Source organism: Primorskyibacter flagellatus (assembly GCF_048268605.1).
Classification (GTDB): Bacteria; Pseudomonadota; Alphaproteobacteria; order Rhodobacterales; family Rhodobacteraceae; genus Primorskyibacter; species Primorskyibacter flagellatus.
The window spans coordinates 567,362-590,090 of the sequence record NZ_JBLWVF010000001.1; the positions used below are offsets into that span (position 1 = coordinate 567,362).

The following is a 22,729-nucleotide window of genomic DNA, read 5'->3' on the forward strand; positions in this document are numbered from 1 at the left end:
AAAGCGGCGCAAATGTGGGGAAGGCCCATGCTTTGATCACCGACCTTGGCACTCTTGCGCGCAACAATGTTGCGTAAGCGTTTGAAAATATCAGAGTAATTCCATATTTAATGACCGGCGACGCCTTGAAGGCGGACCGGCATAAGCAGATGAGACAAACATCGTGATATAATCAGAAATACGTTTAAAAACAAAGAGAAGCCCGCCGTGGTTAAACAAAAGCGGGCTTTTCGGAACTTGCGGATTTTATGGTAGCAATGGCGCGGTCGGCAGAAGCCGACGACGCCAAATTGGCTTCAGAACGGGATTTCGTCGTCCAGATCACGAGAGGGGCTGGGTTGTCCGCCGCGCCCGCCTCCGGAACTGCCGCCACTGTCGCCGCCATATCCTCGGTCATCCTGCGGGCCGCTGTCATAGCCGCCGCCACCATATCCGCCGCCGCTCTGGCCACCGCCACTGCCGTCGTTCCGGCCGTCGAGCATTGTCAGTGTCGATGTATAGGGACGCAGCACGACTTCGGTGGAGTAGCGATCCTGACCGGATTGATCCTGCCATTTGCGCGTCTCCAATTGCCCTTCAAGATAGACCTTTGACCCCTTGCGCAGATACTGTTCTGCTATGCGGGCCAACGGCTCGGAGAAGATCGCCACGGAATGCCATTCCGTGCGCTCTTTGCGCTCGCCGGTATTGCGGTCCTTCCAGGTTTCGGACGTGGCGATGCGCAGGTTGCACACTTTGCCGCCATTCTGGAAGGTGCGCACCTCGGGGTCGCGTCCCAGATTGCCTATCAGAATGACCTTGTTGACTGATCCCGCCATTTGCGCTCCCGCTTGTCTCTGTATGTTCGAACTGTTTTTCCGGACCCGAATCTGCCCGTCGGATTGTTGCCGACATTACACGACAGGCCGCGAGGGGGAAGGTCAACGGGGTGGCGTATTTTTCAAATTCGGCTATAGTCATGTCAAAATGAGGGACAGTAGGGTGTTTTGACGATGCGCAAACTTGTTTGTGTGGTAGCGCTTGGCGCGATGACGCTGGGAACCGGCGCGGTTTCGGTAAGTGCGGAAACGCTATCAACGAAGAACCGGGCGAAGCTGTTCAGTTCTCAGACCCGCATTCTGGATACGCGCGCCTCGCAGCAATACAAGAACTCCGTCAGATTGCAGCCCGCGCGCGTGGTAACGCCGACCAAATGGGGCACGGCGGATGGCGCTGTCAAATCCTACAGAGGCAAATACAAGGGCATCTATTCGACCATGGCGCGTGATGCGGCCCGCCGACATGGCGTGCCGGAAGATCTGTTCCTGAGGCTGGTTCAGCAGGAAAGCGGCTGGAATGCCAAAGCCTTGTCACACAAAGGGGCGATCGGTCTCGCGCAGTTGATGCCGTTCACGGCGCGCAAACTGCGCGTTGATCCGCATGATCCGGCGCAAAACCTCGAAGGCGGTGCGCGCTATCTCAAACAGCAATATGCCACGTTCGGATCGTGGCGGCTGGCGCTTGCCGCCTATAATGCCGGTCCGGGCGCGGTGCAGAAATATGGCGGCGTGCCTCCTTACAAGGAGACACGCAACTATGTGAAGGTGATCTGGGGCGGTTAGGCTGCGGATTTTTCCTGCTCGGCGATGGCTTTGGTCGCCGGTCTGTCCAGGCAGCGGGTCGCCCAGTCGCGGATGGCCGGGATGTCAGGCATTAGCTGCGGTGCCCAGCCATAGGTGGATGAGATCAATATGTCGGCTGCGCTGATTTGATCGTCCACAAGGTAGGCATGGGTGGTCAGTGCCTCTTCCAGCCGGGTGTTCGCCGTCGCAAGGTTGCGATAGGTCGCCTGCAACCCCGGATGCGACAACTCGCAAAACTGCATCACGATCAGCGGTTCAAGTACATTGCCATACCAGGACAGCCACGACAGATAAGCCCCTCGGCCCGGCGCGCCGATGCTTCGCCCCAACGGGTTGTCGCCAAAATGATCTGTCAGATACAGCATGATCGCGTCGCTTTCGCGGATCATCGCACCGTCATGCACCAGGCATGGTACCTTGCCTTCGGGATGTGGATTTGCGGTATCCACCGCGCCGGATCCATCCTGTCGCGGGATCGTCACCTCCTGGATGCTCACCTGATCGGACACGCCCATCTCGTGGATCAACTGGACAATCCGCGTCGAGCGGAAATTCGGCGCGTGGTACAATGTCAGCATGTCAGTCTCCTTTATTTGACGGCCCAGTCATGTCATGGCCTCCTGACATCTACTGTCAGGAAGGGCGCACACCCGTCCGGTTTCCGCCATCCGCCGCGAGGTGCCGGTTCAAGGACCGGCGCGGGGTCGTTCAGGCATCCTCTGTCCGGACCTCGATCACCGGTTCCATCGTCGCAAACTCGGCTTCAGACAGGTGGCATTTGACCTGATGTCCCTCTGCCATGCGGCGCATCGGGGGCACTTCGGTCTCGCACAGATCGCCGGGTACGCGCACCTTCCAGCGGCACCGGGTCTGGAACGGACAGCCGGGCGGCGGCTTCATCGCCGAGGGCACGTCGCCTTCAAGCACGATATGTTTCTTCTTCACCGACGTATCGGCAATCGGCACGGCGGATAGCAGCGCCTCGGTATAAGGATGAAAGGGCGGCGAGAAGACCTGCGCAGTGTCGCCCAATTCGACGACATGGCCAAGATACATGACCATCACGCGGTCGCTGAGATAGCGCACGATGGACAGGTCATGGCTGATGAATAGCAGCGTGGTTTTATGCTCGCGCTGGATTTCCATCAGCAGATCGGTAACCGCGGCCTGCACACTGACATCAAGGGCAGAGACAGGCTCATCCGCGACCACGATCCGCGCATCGCCTGCAAAGGCGCGCGCAATTCCGACGCGCTGCTTTTGTCCGCCCGACAATTGCCGCGGCATCCGGTTGGCAAATTCTCGCGGCAATTTCACCAGACCAAGCAGGTCCAGAATCCGGTTGCGCCGCTCGCCCTCAGAGTTGCCGATGCCGAAAATTTCCAGCGCCCGGATGATCTGACGGCCCACGGTCATCGATGGGTTGAGCGTATCGAACGGGTTCTGAAACACCATCTGCACGTCGGCGATTGTCTTCGTGTCGCGCTTCTCGATCGGGATCTGTTCGATGTTTTCTCCGTCCAGCAAGATCTGCCCTTCGGTCGCCGTCTCCAATCCCATCAGCACCTTGGCGAAGGTAGACTTCCCGCAACCGCTTTCGCCAACAATTGCCAGCGTCTCGCTTTCGCGCGCCTCAAAGCTCAGCGTCTCGTTGGCTTTCACCACCTTTTTCTCACCGCCAAACAGTGCATTTGCCGCGACCTCGTAATATTTCTTCAGCGCATCCATGCGCAGCACGACTTTGCCGGTCTCGCCCTTTTCATGGGTTGCGCCGACAATTGGCGGGGCGTTCCAGTCGATCTCGCGGAACCTCAGGCAACGCGTGGCATGGCGCTCGCTATCAGGAACGTCGAACATCGGAATATGCCCGGCGTCACAACGCCCGGCCTCAAAGTAGTCGCAACGCGGACCGAAATTGCAGCCTAGGGGCCGTTCATGGGGTAGTGGAAAGTTGCCCGGAATTGTCACCAGAGGATGCGCATTCTTATCCGCGCCGGGTAGCGGGATCGAGCGGAACAGCGCCTGCGTATAAGGGTGCTGCATCTCGTCGAACACATCCTCGATAGAGCCGCGCTCGACCGCCTCGCCGGAATACATCACGCAGATCCGGTCGCAGGTTTCCAGAACCAGCCCAAGATTATGACTGATGAACAGCATGGACGTGCCGTATTTGCGCCCCAGATTCTTGACCAGTTCGACAATCGAAGCCTCAACCGTCACGTCCAGCGCGGTTGTCGGCTCGTCGAGGATCAGCAAGGCAGGCTTTGACATCAGCGCCATGGCAATCACGATGCGTTGCTGCTGCCCGCCCGACAGCTGATGGGGGTAGGCTTTCAGAATGCGCTCCGGATCCGGCAGCTTCACATCCGCGACAACCTCCAGCGCACGGCTTAGTGCCTGCGCCTCTGAAATGCCCTCATGAAGCATCGGCACTTCCATCAACTGCCGGCCGATTTTCATCGCCGGGTTCAGACTCGCCATCGGTTCCTGATAGATCATCGCGATCTCGTTGCCGCGGATCTGCCGCAGCTCGCTGTTGCTCAGGTCCGCCATGTCGCGGCCCTTGAACCGGATAGCCCCCCCCACAATCCTGCCATTGCGCCCCAGATCCCGCATCACGCCCAGCGCCACCGTGGATTTTCCGCAACCGGACTCGCCAACCAGCCCGACGGCCTCTCCCGGCTGCACCTTGACCGAAAAGTCCATCACCGCCGGGATCTCGCGCAACCGCGTAAAGAAGGAAATCGACAGATCGTCAATTTCCAGGATGGGCCCGTCATATGGCTCTTTCATCACTCAACTCCTTCACTCGACGCCGAAACCTGAGTTTCATCTTCTTCTTGGCGAAAAATACTCCGGGGGTCCGGGGGCTGGCCCCCGGCCTTGGCCCAGATCAATCGCGCAAGGATTCCTCCCGCAACCCGTCCGCCAGCAGGTTCAATCCGAGAACCAGCGACAAAAGCGCAAGGGCCGGGGGCAGGGCAGGGTGCAGGTAGATCGTCAGCAACTTGCGCCCTTCGTTGATCGTCGATCCCCAGTCGGGGCTTTCCGGCGGCATGCCCAGTCCGAAAAAACCCAGCGTTCCCAGCAGGATCGTCGTATAGCCAATCCGCAGACAAAAATCGACGATCAGCGGCCCGCGCGCGTTGGGCAGGATCTCCCACAACATGATATACCAGCCGCCTTCACCGCGCGTCTGGGCGGCGGCGACATAGTCTCGGGTCTTGATGTCCAGTGTCAGCCCGCGCACGATCCGGAACACGGTGGGCGCATTCACAAAGACCACCGCGACAGACACCACCAGGATCCCGCCGGGTACATCGAACAGGTCCAGCCAGCGCGGCAGCACCTTCAGCGGCGTGCCCGCATCTGACACTAGCGACAGGTAAAGCCAGCCCATTAACGCCAGCACCCCGATCAGCAAGGGCGTCCGCACGGAGGGGCGTGTGTGATACCTTGAATTCAGCAGCACGCCCGCAAAGATCAGCGGGAACACGAACAGCACCGCTGCCATATAGCTCGGTATGCCCGTTGCCAGGATCTCTGGCGTCACCAGAAGATAGAACAGAAGGATCACCGGAAAGGCGAGCACGAGGTTTGCCATAAAGGTCAGCAGAGTATCCAGCTTGCCCCCGTAATAGCCTGCGGGCAGGCCCAGCGTGATGCCCACCATGAAGGCAAAGAGCGTGGCGAGCGGCGCAATCTGCACAACGATCCACGCCCCCTTTATGGTGCGGCTGAACACATCACGCGCCAGATTGTCACCGCCCAGCAGGTAATATGGATATTTTCCCGCCTCTGCACCGCGCAGAGGCGTGCCCGGAACCTTGTTCTTCATGCCAGAGGCTTGCCCCAGCGCGTCATGCGTCACGATCAGATCCATCGCACCGAAGATGCCGGTGAAGACCCAGAACATCACCAAAGCAAAACCGATCATGCCGATGGTTGAATCGAACAATTTTCCGTAAAGCCCCGACCGCCTCTTGAAGGTGATCGACAGCGCGAACAGCCCCAAAAGCGCAATCCAGACCGGCAGGAATTGCCAAAGAATGCGCGGGATGATCTCTGCCCAGGTCAGCGGTTCCATTAGACAGCTCTCCTCAGGACACGCTGATGCGGGGATTAAGATAGACATAGCCGATATCGGAAATCAGCTGTGTCACCAGCACGACGATCACGGAGACGACCGAAACCCCCAGCAAAAGCTCGATATCGTTGTTCCCGGCGGCCTGCACCAAGGTCCAGCCGAAGCCTTTGTAGTTGAACAGGGTCTCTACGATCACCACGCCGTTCAACAGCCACGGGAATTGCAGCATGATGACCGTGAAGGGCGCAATCAGTGCGTTCCGCAGCGCGTGCTTCATCACGATATTGGGAAAGCTCACACCCTTCAGGCGCGCGGTGCGGATATATTGCGCGGTCATCACCTCGGCCATCGAGGCGCGGGTCATGCGCGCGATATAGCCCATCCCGAAGAGTGCGATGGTCAGGACCGGCAGAAAGAAATTCTCGAAATTGGCATCCTCCATCGCCGAGGTCGCCGTGCCCTTGAACCATTTCAGGCCCGCGGCAGAGGACGCGAAGACCGCGATCAGGATCACGCCGGAGACATATTCTGGCGTTGCCGTAGTGGTGATCGAGATCGTCGAAAGCGCCCGGTCGGTGCGCGAGCCTTCGCGCATTCCCGCAAGCACGCCCAGCAGAAGCGCCGAGGGCACCATCAGGATCATCACCCACAACATCAGCTTGGCCGTCAGCCCCAGCCGGATGCTGATTATGTCGCTGACATCCTCGCGAAACACGGTGGAATAGCCCCACTCGCCCTGCAGCACGCCACAGAACCGGGGGGCTGTCTCTATCGTCATGCCGTCGTCCAGACAGCGTGCCTGAACCGATCCATCTGCGGATTGGTTCACAAAACCCGGTACAACACCCAGCCATTCGCCGTATTTCATCAATATCGGTCGGGCGTAACCACGCGCCTCCAACCACGAGGCAACCTGCGTGTCGGTCATGCGCATGTTGCCTTGGGTCTTTGCCAGCTTTTCAAGGTTGGGCTGAAGATTGGTCAGCCAGAACACGACGAAGGTCAGGCAGAGTGTGGTGAGCAGCATCACACCGAGACGGCGCAACAAAAAAATTCCCATGGATTGCCTTCTGACGGGGGCAGAACGCACCGGGGCAACAAATGACCCCGGTGCAAAAATCAGGCCTTGAAGCCGTATTTGTGATAGTGGAATTCGTGCGCCGGATGCTTGTCGACATTCACCAGCGTACCGTTATGGTGGTTGTAGAGGTTGCGCCAGTAAGGCTGGATGATGATCGCGTCGTCACGCATCAACTGCTGGATCTTGGCCATCACCTCACGACGTTTATCGGCATCGGCGATCGACAGTGCCTCTGTCATCAGAGCGTCGAATTCCGGGTTGGCATAGGCCGTCTCGTTCCAGGCCTGACCACTGCGATATGCCAGAGACATAACTTGCACTTCCAAAGGACGGTGGTTCCAACTTGTTGAGCTGAAGGGATATTTCGTCCAGTCGTTCCAGAAAGTTGCCCCCGGAAGGATAGAGCGTCGGACAGCGATTCCAGCATCGCGCAGTTGTGCCGCAATCACGTCGCCGGTGTTACGCTGCCAGTCGTCATCGATGGTAATCAGTTCATGCTCGAAATCAGCAAATTCGGTGGCGTCCATCATCTCTTTGGCTTTGACAGGGTCATGCTCTGACGGGCCGAGATCAGCATAGGCCGGGTGAATCGGGCAGACATGATCGTTGCGTGCGACTTCGCCGCGATCCGAATAGCCCAGTTGCAGACACAGACTGTTGTCGACCGCCAGCGCCAGCGCCTTGCGCACATCCCGGTTGGCATAGGGTTTGCGCCCGTCCACATCGGCCGCATGGTTGGTGCGGAACACGGCGGTGGAGGCGGTGACAGTCTCCGTCTGGGTCCAGCCGATCGCCGTCAAAATGTCGATGAAATCCCCAACGGATTCGTAAAGCAGGTCGACCTCTTCGGATTCTGCCGCCGCCACCCAGGATGCAGGGTCGGTGCCATAATCAATCAACTCGATCCGGTCGAGGTAAGGCCCGCCGAACACTTCGGTTCCCCACCATGTATGATCGGTATTGCGCTCCATCACGCAGCGCACGCCGACTTCCAGTGTGACCGGCTTGTACGGTCCGGTGCCGATGCCGAAATCAAACGGATTTCCGCCGTCGTAATCGGCATGCATGATGGCCGCCGGATAATCCGACATATTGGCGATCACAGCGATGTCGGGCGCCGACAGGTTCAGCCGGACGGTGTGATCGTCTATAATCTCGATTGCGCCGTCTCGCGCCTGTCCTGCGGCCTCGTCCATCAGCCCGCCCATGCGCGACGCCATGGAATTTTCATCGACGGAACTGTCGCACCAGCCGCGAATATTGCGCGCGACATCTTCGGCTGTGAAAGCGTCGCCGTTATTCCACGTCACACCCTGACGCACGTTGAGCGTATATTGCGTTGCGTCGTCATTGACCTCCCAGCTTTCCAGAAGCATGGGCGTAAAGCTGCCGTCTTTTTCGTATTGCACGAGGTATTCGTAGATGCCGCGGGACTGGTTGCCGATCTCGGACCAGTCATAGGCGCGGGGGTCTTTCATCGCCTTGACGAAGCTTTCGATCCGCAGCGTGCCGCCCTGTTTTGGTGTCTCTTGCGCCTGCACGGGCTGTGTCAGGCCGCCTAGCGTGTAGGCGGCGGTCGCGGTCAGCCCCAGCGCGGTGGTGCGGGTCAGGAATTCACGTCGGCTCAGCTTGCCCTGTTTGAACTCTTCCGCATACATCCGCGCCGCAGGGTGTAGCCTTTTCCGCGTCTTTTTCATGCTTGTCATCGTGATCTCCCAGTGAACAGTCTTATTGTGACGATTTTTCTGATCCGTACGGTCTTTCTGAATGGTCTCAACTAGGGCGTTTTCCCTCATCATCAACTTCTTATAGACTTCCCGCGGCATGATTTCGGCAGGTTTTCCGCAATGCCTCTTTTCGCGTGGCTTCGGTCATTGATGGCCCGAAAGCGACATCAGTTCCAGCCAAAAACGACATTTTGAGGATTGTGGAATGGTCCGACAGAGCGATCGCTGCTTCACCGTCATGGACAAGTCGCGCCGAAAGCCAGAGCGCGCGCTTGTTATCCCGGTCGCAAATCACCGTCTTTCGATGTTTCGACCAGCAGAGCATGACGCGATGATCCCGGCAGACCGACAGACGTGCTCAATCGGTGGTATCAGGGTGGTGCCGCGTCCATGATTTCATCCGGGCGCGGAACCAGGTCCGTTGCCGTTTGGCAAATTGCCGGGTCGCGATGGTGGCCGCCTCGCGTGCAGCGTCCAGCGTCATCTCGCCGCGCAGATGGGCGATCAGTTCTGCCGCACCGATTGCCTTGGCCGAGGGAAGGTTGGTGGAAAATCCATCGAGGTTGTCGCGGGCCTCTTCCAGCGCACCTTGGGTCAGCATCGCATCAAAGCGGCGGGCAATACGGGCATTCAGCCAATCCTTCGGCGCATCGAACAGAATGGGCTGAACCTTCTCCAATGCCAAACGCGGCGGTGGCGTCGCATCCTGCCACGAGGCGAGCCCGCGCCCCGTGGTGCGCTGCACTTCCCAGGCACGTTGCACCCGCATCGGGTTCTGCCTGTCGATCCTCGCTGCCGTGACGCTATCAAGCTCTGTCAGCAGCGCCGCGTGCCCCTCGGCTGCCAGACGCGCATCGGCCTCGGCGCGGATCGGGGCAGGGGTTGGCGGGATTTCTGCCAGCCCTTCGGTAAGGGCCGAAAAATACAGCCCCGTCCCGCCGACGATGATCGGTCGTTCCGGCCCTGCGAGGAGCGGTTCGAGATCGCGTAGCCAGTGACCGACCGAATAGGCCTGATCGCCCGGCACATGACCGTAGAGAAAATGTGGCGCGCGTGCTTCTTCCGCAGGCGAAGGCCGCGCGGTCAGAACCCGCCAGTTCCGGTAGACCTGAATGGCATCGGCATTGACGATCACGCCGCCTTGTGTTTCCGCTATCCTCAACGCCAGCGCAGATTTTCCCGACGCTGTCGGCCCTGCAATCAGGACCGGCGTGTCTGCCGCCAGCGCTGCCAGCCATGACGGCTTACCCAAACCGAGCCTCCTGCGGTGAAAGAAATTCGAGGTTTATCCGCTTATCGGCTGTGCCATGCATTGTGTCTGCTCGTGTTTTCCGACATTTTGCGCGCAATCTAGACCCTTGCCCGGAAGAGACGCAACATGCCCGATACCGCCTCCGCCCCGCAGACCGCTTTCAGACGCGTTTTGTTGAAAATCTCAGGAGAGGCGCTGATGGGCGACCAAGGCTACGGCCTGCACCCACCCACCGTACAGCGCATCGCTGAAGAGGTGAAATCGGTTCACGACATGGGCGTCGAGATCTGCATGGTGATCGGCGGCGGCAACATCTTTCGCGGTCTGTCAGGGGCCGCGCAGGGGATGGAACGGACAACGGCCGATTATATGGGCATGCTTGCCACGGTGATGAACGCGCTGGCCATGCAGGCGGCGCTGGAAGAACTGGGCGTCTTTACCCGCGTCATCAGCGCGATCCCGATGGATCAGGTGTGCGAGCCGTATATTCGCCGCCGCGCTGTCCGCCACCTTGAGAAGAAGCGCGTCTGCATTTTTGCGGCGGGCACCGGAAACCCTTATTTCACCACGGACACGGCCGCAACTTTGCGTGCAAATGAAATGGCTTGCGAGGCGATCTTCAAAGGCACCAAAGTGGATGGCGTCTATGACAAGGACCCGGTCAAGCACGCGGATGCCAAGCGTTATGATCGTGTGACCTATGACGAGGTTCTGGCGCAGCATCTTGGCGTGATGGACGCCTCTGCGATTGCCCTGGCGCGCGACAACAGCCTGCCGATCATTGTTTTCAGCCTGGATGAACCCGGCGGTTTCCGTGGCATTCTTGCGGGGCAAGGCACCTACACGACGGTACATTCCTAAGCCCGGAGCGGCGTCCTTCCGAGGACTGTGTAAATATTAACTTTCCGCCGCGATACCGATGTTGCGCGGCAGTTCCCCGCGCTTGAGTGCAACACCACCTATACATTGTAATGCCGTTGGCGTTATAGATGGCGGAAGAATACAGGCTCCAAGACCAAAGAGACCAAAGATGGCTGATGATACTTTCGAACTTGATACTGACGACCTGAAACGCCGGATGGATGGCGCTATGGCGAATTTGCGCACCGAGTTTGCTTCGCTGCGGACCGGGCGGGCTTCGGCGTCGATGCTGGAACCTGTGCAGGTCGACGCCTATGGGCAAATGACCCCGATCAACCAGGTGGGCACGGTCAACGTTCCTGAAAGCCGCATGGTCACGATAAACGTCTGGGACAAAGGCCTTGTCGGCAAGGTGGAAAAGGCGATCCGCGAAAGCGGTCTTGGCATCAACCCGCAGCTGAATGGTACGATCATCATGTTGCCGATCCCGGAGCTGAACGAAGAACGTCGCCGTGATTTGACCAAGGTCGCCGGTCAATATGCTGAACATTGCCGTGTCGCCGTGCGCAACGTGCGCCGGGACGGTATGGATCAGACCAAAAGGGCCAAGAATGACAGCAATCTTTCCGAGGATGACCAGAAATTCTGGGAGACCGAGATTCAAGAGCTGACCGACACATACATCGCATTGATCGACAAAGCGCTGGAACATAAGCAGGAAGAGATCATGCAGGTCTGAGCGGACCCGCCGGTAAGGAGATCACAATGGTGAAACCGATCCGCGAGGGCAAAGGCCCGCGCCATGTTGCTATCATTATGGATGGCAATGGCCGATGGGCCACTCAAAAGGGCAAACCGCGCTTGTTTGGACATCACGCAGGCGCAAAACGTGTCCGCGAAATTGTTGAGGCCTGCCCGGATGCCGGTGTCAAATATCTGACGATCTTTGCTTTCTCCACCGAAAACTGGAAGCGTACGCAAAACGAAGTTGCCGGTCTGATGAGCCTGTTCCGGCGCTATATCAGCCGCGAAGCGCAGGCTTTGCTGAAGGAAAACGTGCAGGTCCGGTTCATCGGCGACCGGATGAAGCTTGACGACAAACTGGTCACCCTGATGGATGAGCTGGAGCTTTTGACGTCGCATTGCACGGGCGTAAATCTGACCATCGCCATAAATTACGGTGGCCGTGACGAGGTCGCGCGTGCTGCTCAACGTCTGGCGCATGACGTGGCCGCAGGCAGGCTTGCGCCCAAGGAAGTCAATGAAGAGACATTGCCGCGCTATCTGGACACCTATGTTCTGCCTGACCCAGATCTGGTGATCCGCACGAGCGGCGAGGCGCGTATTTCCAACTTTCTGCTGTGGCAATCGGCCTATGCCGAATATGAATTCATCGACACGCTGTGGCCGGATTTCTCGGCTGCCGAATTTGCTCGGTTGACCCAGTCCTATTCGACCCGCGACCGCCGTTTCGGTGCCGTTAACGTATGAGTGCCTCGCCTAAATGGGACGACTTGGCACCGCGCGTTGCGTCGGGTGCGGTGATGGTCGTGATCGGACTTCTGGGCGTTTGGCTGGGTGGTATCTGGTGGCATTTGCTGATTGCTGCCATTTCCGGTGTCATGGTCTGGGAACTGGCCGTGATGCTGCACGGCGCAAACTCTGACCGGATGCTGATGCTTGGGGGGATTGCGGCCGCAGCGGCGATGCTCTCGATTGAACTGCCTGCCGGGTTTGCGTTGCCGCTACTGCTTGCACCCGCTCTTGTCGGCGTCACATTGCTCGGACGTCGCGCGCCAACTTACATGATTTATACAGCCGTCATTCTGCTGGCCGGCTACGGCATGATGGCCTTGCGCGACGATTTTGGATTGGTCTGGATGCTCTGGCTGGTTCTGGTCGTGATCGTCACCGATGTCGGAGGCTATTTCGCGGGGCGGATGATTGGCGGGCCTAAATTCTGGCCGCGTGTCAGCCCAAAGAAAACATGGTCCGGCACTGTGGCGGGCTGGATTTGCGCAGGTTTCATCGGTGCGATCTTCGCAGGCTTTACCGAAGCAGGGTCGGAGCTGATCGGCATCAGCATCGCCGCCGCCATGGCCTCGCAAATGGGGGATATTGCGGAAAGCGCCATCAAACGGCGCTGCGGTGTCAAGGACAGCTCCTGGTTGATCCCCGGTCACGGCGGCCTGCTGGACCGGTTCGACGGGATGTTGGGGGCTGCCTTGTTCCTGCTTGTGGTTGGCCAGATCGTCAACTTCCCGCCGGGGGTGCAATGAGGCGCATTTCGGTTTTCGGGGCGACCGGATCCATCGGACAAAGCACATTGGACCTGATCGGGCGCGCGCCGGAGGAGTATCACCTTGTGGCGCTGACCGGCGGGCGCAATATCGCGCTGCTGGCCGAACAGGCACGGCAGCACAGGCCAGAGATCGCCGTAACTGCTGATCCCGACCGGCTGACCGACTTGCGTGATGCGCTTGCTGGAAGCAGAATAGAGGCCGCCGCCGGAGAGGGCGCGCTGATAGAGGCGGCCACCCGTCCTGCCGATTGGGTGATGTCCGCAATCGTCGGTGCGGCCGGCCTTGCGCCGGGTCTGCGCGCGCTGGAACAGGGCGCGACGCTGGCGCTGGCCAATAAGGAAAGCATGGTTGCCGCTGGACGTCTCATGCTGCAAACCGCTGAAACACACGGCGGGCGTATCCTGCCGGTGGACAGCGAACATTCCGCAGTTTTTCAGGCGCTGATTGGTGAAAATATCGCGTCAGTAGAACGGGTTATCATTACCGCCTCAGGTGGTGCGTTCCGTGACTGGCCGATGGAAAAGCTGGCGGCGGCGACACCGGAACAGGCGGCGACCCATCCCAATTGGGACATGGGTCAGCGGATCACGATAGATTCCGCGTCCATGTTCAACAAAGCGCTGGAACTAATTGAAACACGGGAGTTTTTCGGAATTTTACCCGAAAAGATCGAAACTGTCGTGCATCCGGAATCGCTGATACACGCGCTGGTCGGTTTCAGTGACGGGGCATTGATGGCGCATGTCGGCCCTCCGGATATGCGCCATGCTATCGGCTTTGCGCTGCACTGGCCCGAACGCCGTGCATTGCCCGTTGAGCGGCTGGATCTCACGGCCATCGGCTCGCTTAGTTTTCGCGCCGCCTGCGATCAACGCTACCCGGCCTTGCGACTGGCACGAGAGGTCATGCAGGAAGGGGGCCTTGCGGGAGCCGTATTCAATGCGGCCAAGGAACAGGCGCTTGACGGTTTTCTTGCGCGTCAGATCGGGTTTATGGACATGGCCGGGGTCGTCGAGGATGTCCTGACCGAGATTTCGGCGAGACCCGGACATATTCACGCAGAGTTCACCCTTGATAATGTGAACAGACTGGATCATCTGGCACGGGACACGGCACGCGGCGCGATAAAGCGTCTTACGGACCGGAAACACTAGGGCGAATGGACAAGACATGGCAGGGCTGATCCCGCAATTCGGAAGCGTTTTCCTGACCTTGGCGGCCTTCGTGGTGGCGCTGTCGATCATCGTGGCGATCCACGAGTACGGCCATTACATCGTCGGCCGCTGGTCGGGCATCTCTGCGGATGTGTTCTCGCTTGGTTTTGGTCCGGTGATCTGGAGCAGGGTCGACAAACGCGGCACACTTTGGCAGATCGCCGCATTGCCGCTTGGCGGATATGTGAAGTTCCGCGGTGATGCGAATCCTTCGGGTGGTACCGATACGGACGCAATGGACTTGCTGAGCGCGGAGGATCGACGTCAGACGATGAACGGCGCACCTCTATGGGCACGTACGGCGACCGTTGCGGCCGGTCCGATATTCAATTTCATCCTGTCGATTGTGGTATTTATGGGCGTGTTCATGGCGCGCGGCGTGGTGACCGAACCTCTGACGGTGGGAGAGTTGCGCAACCTGCCCGTCGAACAGCAACTGCTGCCCGGTGACGTGATCCTTGAAGTCGGGAGCGAAACGGCCCCGTCTTTCGATGATCCTGCGGCATTCGAGACCTTCATGAAATCGCTGCCCGCGCAGGCGCAGATCGACTATACCGTGCGCCGCGACGGCGAGGTTGTGCAGGCACAGGGGCCATATCCCTATCCGGCGATTGCCACGCAGGTTGTTCCGCAATCGGCTGCCTACGATATCGAGATGAAAGCGGGCGATGTCATTCGCCGCGTCGATGACGCGCCGATCTACGCGTTTGAACAGCTCAAGCAGATTGTCGAAGGCTCCAACGGGCGGCCTTTGCAGCTTGATGTGTGGCGCGACGGCGAAGATCTGGACTTTGTGCTGGTGCCGCGCCGCGTGGACGAACCGCAGCCCGATAACAGCTTCAAGACCAACTGGCGCATCGGAATCGCCGGCGGTCTGTTCTTCGAGCCAGCCGTTTCGACACCCGGTCCGATTGACGCGTTGAATGCCAGTGTCGCGCAGACCTGGGGCATCATCACCGGATCTTTGTCCGGCCTGTATCATATGGTTACCGGCGCGATCAGCAGTTGCAACCTCAGCGGGCCGCTGGGAATCGCGCAGGCCTCTGGTGCGATGGCCAGTCAGGGCACAACCAGCTTCATCTGGTTCATCGCCGTTCTCAGCACGGCTGTCGGCCTGATGAACCTGTTTCCGATCCCGGTGCTGGATGGCGGACATCTGGTGTTTTATGCCTATGAGGCGATCACGGGACGCCAGCCCAACGACAAGGCGCTGCGGATCCTGATGACAATGGGGTTGGCCTTTATCCTGTCAATCATGGTTTTCGGCCTGACGAACGATCTTTTCTGCCCGTAGCTTTACAGCCATAATCTCGTGCGGAAAGCGTGGACAGGGGCGATTTAACTGCCCTCAGGGCAACATCTTAGAAAAACCGGACTCACCGCTTTTGACAACCCGGTGTTTAGCCGATACTCACGTTTCAAACGATGTCTGTACGGAATGGAAGCATGATCAACAATGCTGAGGGCAGGGCGTTCGGACCAGCCACTAAGTCGGGTAAGCCCCGCACGCTGATCACAACGTTTTTAGCGATGATAGCGATTGCGTTTGCGGTTTTGCCGCAGGCCACAATAGCGCAGGACTACAGGTTCAACTCGGTCTCGATCGAGGGCAACCAACGGGTCGAGGCGGGCACGATCCTCAGCTATGCAGGGATCGCGCGGGGTCAAAGCGTCAGCGGTGGGGACCTCAATGAGGCTTATCAGCGGATTGCAGGGTCAGGTCTGTTCGAGACCGTGGAACTGGTGCCGCAGGGTGGCACCCTGGTGATCCGGGTCGCTGAATACCCCACGATCAACGTCATCAACTTCGAGGGCAACTCGCGGATCAAGGATGATGTGCTGACGACCATCGTGCAGTCGCAATCCCGCCGCGTCTTCAGCCCGTCCCAGGCCGAACGCGACGCCGCGAATATCGTGACCGCCTATGCCCAACAGGGCCGGATTGCCGCACGGGTGACACCGAAAGTCATTCGCCGTAGCGACAACCGTGTTGATCTTGTTTTCGAGGTCTTCGAAGGCGGCGTTGTCGAAATTGAGCGTATCGGTTTTGTCGGCAACAAGGTTTATTCCGATTATCGTCTGCGCCGCGTTCTGGAAACCAAGCAGGCAGGCATTTTCCGCCTTCTGGTCAAGCGTGACACGCTGATCGAAGACCGGATCGAATTCGACAAGCAGGTGCTGAACGATTTCTACATGTCGCGCGGCTATGTTGACTTCCGCACCACAGGTGTGAACGCCGAACTGACCCGCAAACGCGATGGGTACTTCCTGACGTTCAATGTGCAAGAAGGGCAGCAGTTCCGCTTTGGCGAAGTGACAACAACATCCGATCTCGCCGAAGTTGACGTGGACCTGTTCCAGGCCGCGTTGAAAGTGCGCCCCGGCGTGGTCTACTCTCCGATGCTGGTGGAAAACTCCATCGCGCGGTTGGAGCGGCTGGCAATCCGCGAAGGGTTGAACTTCGTTCGGGTCGAACCGCGGATCAGCCGCAATGATCGGGACCTGACCCTGGATGTGGAATTCGTGCTCAGTCGCGGACCGCGCATTTTTGTCGAGCGGATTGATATTGAAGGCAACACCACCACGCTGGACCGCGTCGTGCGTCGCCAGTTCCGCGTTGTCGAGGGCGACCCGTTCAATCCTCGGGAAGTGCGTGAAAGTGCCGAACGTATCCGCGCGCTTGGGTTCTTTACCAAGGCCGATGTCGATGCGCGTGAAGGATCCAGCCCCAATCAGGTGGTTGTGGATGTCAATGTCGAGGAGCAGCCCACAGGCTCGCTCAGCTTTGGCGGCAGCTATTCCACAAGCAACGGTTTCGGTGTCGCCATTCAATTCCGCGAACGTAACTTTCTGGGCCGGGGACAATCTTTGTCGCTGGGTGCCACGACCGGTGTCGACAACCGCCAATACAACTTCAACTTTGGCGAACCGGCTTTTCTTGGCCGCGATCTGGCGTTCAACTTTGATGCGTCTTACCGCGAGACCGACAATGACAATGCGGAATATGACACGGATTCCGGCCGTATTTCGCCATCGTTCAGCTTCCCGATCTCCGAAAATGGGCGTCTGACGCTGCGCTATACGGCCGAGGTGTCGGATATCAGCGATGCTGACGACACCAAAGTGGGCGATCTTATTCAAGCCGAAGCCGAACGTGGCCAAATCTGGAATAACTCCATCGGGTATACTTATTCCTATGATACGCGTCGCACCGGACTGAACCCCAATGCGGGAGTGTTGCTGGAATTCGGTCAGGATTTCGGCAAGGCAACCGGTGGTGCCAGCTTTATCAAAACCAATGTTCGCGCCATTGCCCAAACCAAAGTTCTTAACGAAGACGTGACCCTGCGGGCAACGCTCCAGGGGGGCGCGCTTAACTATTCGGGCGGGTCCGGCCGCGTTACAGACCGTTTCTTCATGGGGCCGTCAGTGATGCGCGGCTTTGAATATGGCGGTATCGGTCCGCGTGAACGCGGCGAGAACAGACAGGGCAACTCGGTCGATGACGCGCTTGGCGGCAACCTTTATGCCGTCGCCCGGTTCGAGGCGGAGTTCCCGCTTGGTCTGCCAGAGGAATATGGCATTTCCGGCGGTGTGTTCTATGATGTCGGCTCGCTCTGGTCGTTGGAAAATACAAATGCCAACACGATCTACGAAGATTTCAGCGCGCGTCACGTTGTCGGTGTGTCAATCTTCTGGGATACGCCGATTGGCCCGCTGCGTTTCAACTTCACCGAAGCTTTGCAGAAAGAGAAGTACGACAATGAACAGAACTTCGACCTGACCATCTCCACGCAGTTCTGACATGATGCTTCGCAAGACATTCGGGGCGGCGGCATTGGCTGCCGCCCTTTTCTTTGGCTATTCAGCATCCGCCCAGGATATGGTCAAAAGCCCGATCCTGACGGTCGAGGCCGACAGGTTGTTCAACGAGAGCCTGTATGGCCAGAGGCTCGCCGACAAGGTCGAGGCGGAAGGCCTCGAACTGTCCAGCCAAAATCGGCAGATCGAGGCAGAACTGACTGCCGAAGAAAAAAGGCTGACGGAACGGCGTTCCAAATTGCCACCGGCTGAATTTCGGGCGCTTGCAGACGCGTTCGATGAAAAGGTGCAAAGAATCCGGGAAGAACAGGATGCGAAGGGGCGGGCTTTTGCGGGCCGCACCGACGAAGTGCGACGGGTGTTTCTCGCGGCCGCACAGCCCGTTTTGGGTGAACTGATGCGAGAGGCCGGTGCTGCCGTCCTTGTTGAACGCCGCAGTGTCTTTCTCAGCGCAGACGCGATAGACATCACCGACGAGGCGATCACCCAAATCGATCAGCTTCTAGGAAACGGCACCGACAAAGTACAGCCTGCACCGGACGGGCCCGCGCCCGATCCGGTGCCTCCTGCCGAAGGTGAGACGGTTCCTTCAGATCCCTAGAGCTTGCCCCGAGGCGCGTCAGTTGCTAGGTCACAATGACCCATGCCACTTGTCAAGGATCCCATATGACCGAGGCTTTGAAAACTGCGGATATCCAGCTGATCCAGCGCATCCTGCCGCATCGCTATCCGTTCCTTCTGGTCGACCGCGTCATTGATATCGACGGCACATCCTCTGCCGTCGGCATCAAGAACGTCTCCATGAACGAACCGCATTTCCAGGGTCATTTCCCCGGCACCCCGATCATGCCCGGCGTCACGATTGTCGAAGCGATGGCGCAGACCTCTGCGGTGATGGTCGGCGTGGCGCTGGATCTGGCCGATAAGGACATGCTGATCTATTTCATGGCGATCGATAAATGCAAATTCCGCCGCAAGGTCATTCCCGGTGACGTGCTGCGCATGTCGCTGAAAACACTTCGTGGCAAGCCCGGCGGCAAGGTCTGGAAATTTCAGGGTGTTGCCGAGGTAGAGGGCGAGATGGCCGCCGAGGCGGAATTCACCGCGATGATGGATTTGCCCGCGTGACGTCAGACATCCATCCTTCCGCAGTAATCGAAGATGGGGCCACGATCGGCGATGGCTGCCAGATCGGGCCGTTCTGCCATGTTGGGCCGAAGGTAACGCTTGGCCCAGGCGTGGTTCTGAAAAGCCATGTGGTTGTTACGGGCGTCACGTCCATCGGCGAAGCGACCGAGATATTCCCCTTCGCGGTGATCGGCGAAGTGCCACAGGATCTGAAATTCAAGGGCGAGGAAACGCGGCTGGAGATCGGCACCCGCAACCGTATCCGTGAACATGTCACCATGAACGCCGGCACTGCGGGCGGCGGCGGCGTCACGCGTGTGGGCAATGACGGGCTGTTCATGGCCGGCTGTCACGTCGCCCATGACGCTCAGGTCGGCGACCGGGTCATTCTGGTGAACAACTCGGCCCTTGCCGGCCATTGCGTGCTGGAGGACGATGTAATCGTCGGCGGGCTGTCTGGCGTGCATCAATGGGTCCGTATCGGGCGTGGTGCCATCATCGGTGCCGTGACCATGGTGACAAATGACGTCATACCTTACGGCCTTGTCCAGGCACCGCGCGGCAAGCTGGATGGGCTGAACCTTGTGGGACTGAAGCGCAAAGGCGTCGCACGCTCGGATATCACGGCGCTGCGGGCCGCGTTCCAGATGCTGGCGCAGGGCGAGGGCGCCTTTCAGGACCGTGCCAAACGTCTGGGGGCAGAAACTGAAAGCGACTATGTACGCCATATCGTCGATTTCATCCTCGGCGCGACCGACCGTTCCTTCCTGACGCCGGGCTGATCATGGCGGGACGGCTTGGCCTTTTGGCGGGTAGTGGCCAATTGCCCCCGCGCATCCTTCAGGCGCATCCAGACGCCTATTGCGTCACCCTGAACGGCATGGCCCATGATCTTCCCAACGGTGCCGCGCGTGAACACCGGATAGAGCAACTTGGTGCTCTGTTCGATGATCTGCGTGCCCAAGGTGTGACTCGCGTCGTCATGGCAGGCGCGATGGCGCGGCCAGCGCTTGACCCGGCAATTTTTGACGCTGAAACGGCCGCCCTTGCGCCCGCCTTCGAGACGGCTCTGCATCACGGCGATGACGGTCTCTTGCGCCATATCGTAGCCCTGTTCGAAGAGCGCGGTTTTGACGTTATCGGCGCACATGAGCTTGTCGCTGGCTTGACCGCCTCGGCCGGCATGCTTTGCGGGCCGGAACCAGACGACATCGCGAAAGCCGATACAGAGAGGGCCGCCGCAGTTCTGTCCGCCCTGTCCCCGTTCGATCTGGGGCAGGCGGCGATTGTTGCCGGCGGGCTTTGCCTCGGCATCGAGACACTTCAAGGCACGGATGCATTGCTTGACATGGCTGCGGCGACCCAAGCAGAACGGCGTCCCAAGGCACCCGGCGTGTTGGTCAAACTGCCAAAGCACGGTCAGGATTTACGCGTGGACATGCCCAGCATCGGACCGCGCACGATTGAAGGTGCAAAATGCGCAGGTCTTGGCGGCATCGTCATCGCGGCAGGCGGCGTATTGATCCTAGAGCGTGACGCCACGCTGAGCGCAGCCAAAGAGGCAGGAATATTCCTACAGGCCCGCGATGTCTGAGCCGCTGCGTGTCTTCGTCATTGCAGGCGAGCTGTCAGGCGACAAACTGGGCGCAGCCATGATGCAGGGGCTGACCGAACTGACCTCCGGACAGGTCCACTTTCAGGGCGTCGGCGGCCCCCGGATGGAAGCGCAAGGGCTGGACAGCCTGTTCCCGATGGACGAGATCTCGATCATGGGGATCACCGAGATCCTGTCGCAATACTCCCATCTCAAGGCGCGCATCCGTGAAACCGCCGACGCAGTGATTGCGGCGCGCCCGGATGTGTTGATCAGCATCGACCTGCCGGAATTTTCGCTACGCGTCGCGCGACTGGTCAAGGCGGCCAGCGACATCCGCACCGTGCATTATGTGGCACCCACCGTCTGGGCATGGCGTCCCGGCAGGGCCGCCAAGATGGCGCGCCATATTGATCAGGTACTGGCGCTGTTCCCGTTCGAGCCGCCCTATATGGAAGCCGCGGGCATGCGCTGCGATTTTGTCGGCCATCCCGTCGTGACCGATCCTGTCGCAACCCCGGACGAGATCATCGCTTTCCGCGACAGCTTTGACATTCAGGGTGATTACCTGCTGATCCTGCCCGGATCACGACGGTCCGAGGTCGGTCGTCTCGCGCCGATCTTTGGCCAGGTCCTCGCCCGCGTTCTGGATGAACGGCCCGGTTTGCGCCCGGTGATTCCGGCGGCCGCCCCGGTTGCCGATGCGGTCATGCAAGCAGCCGTCTCATGGCCGGGAAATCCGGTCGTGCTTGATCCGCGCAGCCATCCTGACCCGGCGTTGAAGCGCGGTGCATTCGCCGGGGCACGGGCGGCGCTTGCGGCATCCGGCACGGTCAGCCTTGAACTGGCCGCAGCGGGCACACCGATGGTGGTCGCCTATGACATGAACTGGTTGTCGCGGCAGGTCATCTCGCGGATGTTGCGCGTTGATTCAGTGACCCTGGTCAACCTGGTGACAAATTCGCGCAACGTGCCGGAATTTATCGGCAAAGCCTGTCAGCCCGCCATGGTTGCAGAGGCCGTGCTGGAAGTGCTCGCCCATCCCGAGGCGCAGCAGGCGGCAATGTCTGAAACGATGCAAAAGCTGGGCAAGGGGGGGGGCGCGCCGGGCCTTCGCGCCGCCCAAGCCGTTCTGGACGGGATCGCAGAATCCGCAAACTCCGGGCAATAGCGTCCGAAACGGCAGACCCCTCTCTCATCGCCAACGAAAAACGCCGCGCCCGGTGTTTCCGGACGCGGCGCATCATCCCCAAAAGGGATGGATCAGTTCGCCAGTTCGCTGGTCTTGGAATATCCGTCGGTGAACCCGGTCAAGGACATATCGACCGTCACTTTCTGATCTGGTGCCAGCGCCGGAACGATGGTGATCTTTGCCACTTTGCCGCGCTTGAAGCGGTTCACGTCATCGGCCGTAAAGCCGACGCGGGCATAACATCCAATCGGATTGCACAGCGTAAAGTCGTAACGCTTGGGCTGTCCACCATCTACCGAGATCGACATTTTTTGCGTCAGAAGCGTTTCAAGAGGCACTACGAAGGTCCCGCCAGCCTCGACCTGTCCCCCGTCCTTGACGCGGAAAAGGCTGACTTCGGCAACGCTGTTGCCCTGTCCGTCTGTCAGCAACTGATACATCTGGCACGGCTCTTCGCCTTCCTCGACACGCAGGCACTGCATATCCCAGTCACCGATCTTTTCGCGCACATATGTCTGCGACTGCGCGGCATCGGCTTCTTCGCCAGTGTCAAGCTGATCGGCCAACGCGCCTGTGGCCGGAGCCTCTGTCGCGGGAGCATCTGCTGCGGGCGCATCTGCTGCGGGCGCATCTGCTGCGGGCGCTGCGGTTTCGGCTTGCTCTGTTGTGGACTCGGCAGGTGCCGCGTCCGTCGCGTCTTGCGCGAAGACCGCCGATGACGAAGCCATCAGGGCGGCAAGTGTCAGAGCACTGAGGTAGGTATTCATAAATTGCTCTCCCAGAGCTAGTGGTCTCTGGCAGGCGCTTACCATGCACACCGGCGGATGTCAGGCCAAAATTGGCCAT

21 protein-coding genes are annotated in these 22,729 nt (G+C 59.3%); 13 read left to right on the forward strand and 8 right to left on the reverse strand.

Features of this window, described 5'->3' with window-relative positions; translation table 11 throughout:
- Nucleotides 1-296: 296 nt before the first annotated feature.
- On the reverse strand, nt 297-818 hold the full coding sequence (ssb, locus tag ACN0WV_RS02705; RefSeq protein WP_084349993.1) for a single-stranded DNA-binding protein: 522 nt from the start codon (nt 816-818) through the stop codon (nt 297-299).
- 210 nt (nt 819-1,028) lie between these two features.
- Here ssb and ACN0WV_RS02710 point away from each other — a divergent pair, with 210 nt between their 5' ends.
- Nucleotides 1,029-1,601, forward strand: coding sequence for a lytic transglycosylase domain-containing protein (locus ACN0WV_RS02710; protein ID WP_235866524.1), 573 nt, complete (start codon nt 1,029-1,031; stop codon nt 1,599-1,601).
- On the opposite strand, the gene ACN0WV_RS02715 is transcribed toward ACN0WV_RS02710, so the two are convergent.
- The 6 genes from ACN0WV_RS02715 to miaA form a co-directional block, all read right to left on the reverse strand.
- Nucleotides 1,598-2,200, reverse strand: a complete 603-nt coding sequence (locus tag ACN0WV_RS02715) for a glutathione S-transferase family protein (protein WP_417603622.1) — start codon at nt 2,198-2,200, stop codon at nt 1,598-1,600. The genes ACN0WV_RS02710 and ACN0WV_RS02715 overlap by 4 nt on opposite strands.
- 130 nt (nt 2,201-2,330) lie before the next feature.
- Nucleotides 2,331-4,415, reverse strand: a complete 2,085-nt coding sequence (locus ACN0WV_RS02720; protein ID WP_417603624.1) for a dipeptide ABC transporter ATP-binding protein — start codon at nt 4,413-4,415, stop codon at nt 2,331-2,333.
- A gap of 100 nt (nt 4,416-4,515) precedes the next feature.
- Nucleotides 4,516-5,709: an ABC transporter permease gene (locus ACN0WV_RS02725; RefSeq protein WP_417603626.1), complete on the reverse strand. Its 1,194-nt coding sequence runs from the start codon at nt 5,707-5,709 to the stop codon at nt 4,516-4,518.
- A gap of 13 nt (nt 5,710-5,722) precedes the next feature.
- The gene (locus tag ACN0WV_RS02730; protein ID WP_417603628.1) at nt 5,723-6,769 is read right to left on the reverse strand and encodes an ABC transporter permease; all 1,047 of its coding nucleotides are present in this window, start codon (nt 6,767-6,769) and stop codon (nt 5,723-5,725) included.
- A 59-nt stretch (nt 6,770-6,828) separates the two neighbouring features.
- A complete protein-coding gene (locus ACN0WV_RS02735) occupies nt 6,829-8,496 on the reverse strand; it encodes an ABC transporter substrate-binding protein (RefSeq protein WP_417603630.1) in 1,668 nt (555 codons plus the stop codon).
- Between the two features lie 379 nt (nt 8,497-8,875).
- A complete protein-coding gene (miaA, locus tag ACN0WV_RS02740; protein ID WP_417603632.1) occupies nt 8,876-9,769 on the reverse strand; it encodes a tRNA (adenosine(37)-N6)-dimethylallyltransferase MiaA in 894 nt (297 codons plus the stop codon).
- Between the two features lie 126 nt (nt 9,770-9,895).
- Here miaA and pyrH point away from each other — a divergent pair, with 126 nt between their 5' ends.
- The 12 genes from pyrH (at nt 9,896) to lpxB (ending at nt 21,862) form a co-directional block, all read left to right on the forward strand.
- Nucleotides 9,896-10,630, forward strand: a complete 735-nt coding sequence (pyrH, locus tag ACN0WV_RS02745) for a UMP kinase (RefSeq protein WP_084349999.1) — start codon at nt 9,896-9,898, stop codon at nt 10,628-10,630.
- A 169-nt stretch (nt 10,631-10,799) separates the two neighbouring features.
- Complete coding sequence (gene frr / locus ACN0WV_RS02750) at nt 10,800-11,369, forward strand: ribosome recycling factor (protein WP_417603634.1); 570 nt, start codon at nt 10,800-10,802, stop codon at nt 11,367-11,369.
- Between the two features lie 26 nt (nt 11,370-11,395).
- Nucleotides 11,396-12,121 (forward strand): isoprenyl transferase, encoded by a 726-nt coding sequence (locus ACN0WV_RS02755; protein ID WP_084350001.1) that lies wholly within the window; start codon nt 11,396-11,398, stop codon nt 12,119-12,121.
- The gene (locus ACN0WV_RS02760) at nt 12,118-12,909 is read left to right on the forward strand and encodes a phosphatidate cytidylyltransferase (RefSeq protein ID WP_417603636.1); all 792 of its coding nucleotides are present in this window, start codon (nt 12,118-12,120) and stop codon (nt 12,907-12,909) included. The genes ACN0WV_RS02755 and ACN0WV_RS02760 overlap by 4 nt, the downstream gene beginning before the upstream one ends.
- Nucleotides 12,906-14,087: a 1-deoxy-D-xylulose-5-phosphate reductoisomerase gene (gene dxr, locus ACN0WV_RS02765; RefSeq protein ID WP_417603638.1), complete on the forward strand. Its 1,182-nt coding sequence runs from the start codon at nt 12,906-12,908 to the stop codon at nt 14,085-14,087. The genes ACN0WV_RS02760 and dxr overlap by 4 nt, the downstream gene beginning before the upstream one ends.
- Nucleotides 14,088-14,103: 16 nt before the next feature.
- Nucleotides 14,104-15,441: an RIP metalloprotease RseP gene (gene rseP / locus ACN0WV_RS02770; RefSeq protein ID WP_417603640.1), complete on the forward strand. Its 1,338-nt coding sequence runs from the start codon at nt 14,104-14,106 to the stop codon at nt 15,439-15,441.
- A 152-nt stretch (nt 15,442-15,593) separates the two neighbouring features.
- A complete protein-coding gene (bamA, locus tag ACN0WV_RS02775) occupies nt 15,594-17,951 on the forward strand; it encodes an outer membrane protein assembly factor BamA (RefSeq protein WP_417603642.1) in 2,358 nt (785 codons plus the stop codon).
- 1 nt (nt 17,952) lies between these two features.
- Complete coding sequence (locus ACN0WV_RS02780; protein ID WP_417603644.1) at nt 17,953-18,570, forward strand: OmpH/Skp family outer membrane protein; 618 nt, start codon at nt 17,953-17,955, stop codon at nt 18,568-18,570.
- A gap of 65 nt (nt 18,571-18,635) precedes the next feature.
- Nucleotides 18,636-19,097: a 3-hydroxyacyl-ACP dehydratase FabZ gene (gene fabZ / locus ACN0WV_RS02785; RefSeq protein WP_084350006.1), complete on the forward strand. Its 462-nt coding sequence runs from the start codon at nt 18,636-18,638 to the stop codon at nt 19,095-19,097.
- Complete coding sequence (gene lpxA / locus ACN0WV_RS02790) at nt 19,094-19,879, forward strand: acyl-ACP--UDP-N-acetylglucosamine O-acyltransferase (RefSeq protein WP_417603646.1); 786 nt, start codon at nt 19,094-19,096, stop codon at nt 19,877-19,879. The genes fabZ and lpxA overlap by 4 nt, the downstream gene beginning before the upstream one ends.
- 2 nt (nt 19,880-19,881) lie before the next feature.
- A complete protein-coding gene (locus ACN0WV_RS02795) occupies nt 19,882-20,691 on the forward strand; it encodes an LpxI family protein (protein WP_417603648.1) in 810 nt (269 codons plus the stop codon).
- Nucleotides 20,692-20,695: 4 nt separating this feature from the next.
- A complete protein-coding gene (gene lpxB / locus ACN0WV_RS02800; protein WP_084350300.1) occupies nt 20,696-21,862 on the forward strand; it encodes a lipid-A-disaccharide synthase in 1,167 nt (388 codons plus the stop codon).
- Nucleotides 21,863-21,954: 92 nt separating this feature from the next.
- Here the strand turns inward: lpxB and ACN0WV_RS02805 are convergent, their stop codons facing one another.
- Nucleotides 21,955-22,650 (reverse strand): invasion associated locus B family protein, encoded by a 696-nt coding sequence (locus ACN0WV_RS02805; RefSeq protein WP_417603650.1) that lies wholly within the window; start codon nt 22,648-22,650, stop codon nt 21,955-21,957.
- Nucleotides 22,651-22,729: the final 79 nt, after the last annotated feature.

Bases quoted from the DNA above. Each gene is read 5' to 3' on its own strand.
- ACN0WV_RS02725 (WP_417603626.1), bottom strand. From the start codon at position 5,709: ATGGAACCGCTGACCTGGGCAGAGATCATCCCGCGCATTCTTTGGCAA.
- rseP (WP_417603640.1), top strand. From the start codon at position 14,104: ATGGCAGGGCTGATCCCGCAATTCGGAAGCGTTTTCCTGACCTTGGCG.
- ACN0WV_RS02715 (WP_417603622.1), bottom strand. From the start codon at position 2,200: ATGCTGACATTGTACCACGCGCCGAATTTCCGCTCGACGCGGATTGTC.
- ACN0WV_RS02755 (WP_084350001.1), top strand. From the start codon at position 11,396: ATGGTGAAACCGATCCGCGAGGGCAAAGGCCCGCGCCATGTTGCTATC.
- fabZ (WP_084350006.1), top strand. From the start codon at position 18,636: ATGACCGAGGCTTTGAAAACTGCGGATATCCAGCTGATCCAGCGCATC.
- ACN0WV_RS02760 (WP_417603636.1), top strand. From the start codon at position 12,118: ATGAGTGCCTCGCCTAAATGGGACGACTTGGCACCGCGCGTTGCGTCG.
- dxr (WP_417603638.1), top strand. From the start codon at position 12,906: ATGAGGCGCATTTCGGTTTTCGGGGCGACCGGATCCATCGGACAAAGC.
- ACN0WV_RS02730 (WP_417603628.1), bottom strand. From the start codon at position 6,769: ATGGGAATTTTTTTGTTGCGCCGTCTCGGTGTGATGCTGCTCACCACA.
- frr (WP_417603634.1), top strand. From the start codon at position 10,800: ATGGCTGATGATACTTTCGAACTTGATACTGACGACCTGAAACGCCGG.
- ACN0WV_RS02805 (WP_417603650.1), bottom strand. From the start codon at position 22,650: ATGAATACCTACCTCAGTGCTCTGACACTTGCCGCCCTGATGGCTTCG.
- ACN0WV_RS02780 (WP_417603644.1), top strand. From the start codon at position 17,953: ATGATGCTTCGCAAGACATTCGGGGCGGCGGCATTGGCTGCCGCCCTT.
- bamA (WP_417603642.1), top strand. From the start codon at position 15,594: ATGATCAACAATGCTGAGGGCAGGGCGTTCGGACCAGCCACTAAGTCG.
- ACN0WV_RS02735 (WP_417603630.1), bottom strand. From the start codon at position 8,496: ATGACAAGCATGAAAAAGACGCGGAAAAGGCTACACCCTGCGGCGCGG.
- ssb (WP_084349993.1), bottom strand. From the start codon at position 818: ATGGCGGGATCAGTCAACAAGGTCATTCTGATAGGCAATCTGGGACGC.
- ACN0WV_RS02720 (WP_417603624.1), bottom strand. From the start codon at position 4,415: ATGAAAGAGCCATATGACGGGCCCATCCTGGAAATTGACGATCTGTCG.
- pyrH (WP_084349999.1), top strand. From the start codon at position 9,896: ATGCCCGATACCGCCTCCGCCCCGCAGACCGCTTTCAGACGCGTTTTG.
- ACN0WV_RS02710 (WP_235866524.1), top strand. From the start codon at position 1,029: ATGACGCTGGGAACCGGCGCGGTTTCGGTAAGTGCGGAAACGCTATCA.
- ACN0WV_RS02795 (WP_417603648.1), top strand. From the start codon at position 19,882: ATGGCGGGACGGCTTGGCCTTTTGGCGGGTAGTGGCCAATTGCCCCCG.